General features: G+C 78.6%; 1 protein-coding gene. It reads left to right on the top strand.

Annotated features, from left to right (window positions below):
• Positions 1–714: NAD(P)/FAD-dependent oxidoreductase (locus FNQ90_RS25730; RefSeq protein WP_182608502.1), on the top strand; the 714-nt coding region annotated here is incomplete at both ends.

The following is a 714-nucleotide window of genomic DNA, read 5'->3' on the forward strand; positions in this document are numbered from 1 at the left end:
CCGCCCGGACGCTCCCCCGGCCCGTCCTCACGCTGCGGGGCCGGGACGACGCGCGGACCCTGCGGGCCGCTCTCCTGCCGGGACGTCACGTCCTGGTGATCGGTGCGGGGTTCCTCGGCGGCGAGATCGCCGCCGCCGCCCGCGACCGCGGCTGCCGGGTCACCCTGGTGGAGGCCGCCGGGCAGCCGCTGCTGCGCGTCGTCGGCGCCGTCGCGGGCGCCTTCGTGGCCGGCCTGCACCGTGAGGCGGGCGTGGACCTGAGGACCGGGACCACCGTCACCGACCTGCGCGCGGAGCCCGACGCCGGGGCGGGATACCGCGTCACGCTCTCCGACGGCACCACCCGGGCGGTCGACACGGTGGTCGCCGCCCTCGGGGCGGTCCCCGCCACCGACTGGCTCACCGACTCCGGCCTCGATGTCACCGGGGCCGGCGGCGTGCGGTGCGACCCCTTCCTGCGGGTCCTGCGCCCCGACGGAACCGTCGTGCCGGGGGTCACCGCGGCCGGTGACGTGGCCCGGGCGCCGCACCCCCTCGCCGACGGCGTCCCCGTCCTGATCGGCCACTGGACCAACGCGATCGAACAGGCCGCCGTGGCGGCCCACACCCTCCTCCACCCCCGGGACCCGCGACCGTACGACGCCGTCCCCTCTTTCTGGGCCGACCTGTACGGGGTGCGCCTGCGGTCGGTGGGCCTGCCGGCCGGGGCGGAGG

The sequence above is a fragment of the Streptomyces alkaliphilus genome, from assembly GCF_014141535.1.
Taxonomy (GTDB): Bacteria; Actinomycetota; Actinomycetes; order Streptomycetales; family Streptomycetaceae; genus Streptomyces; species Streptomyces alkaliphilus.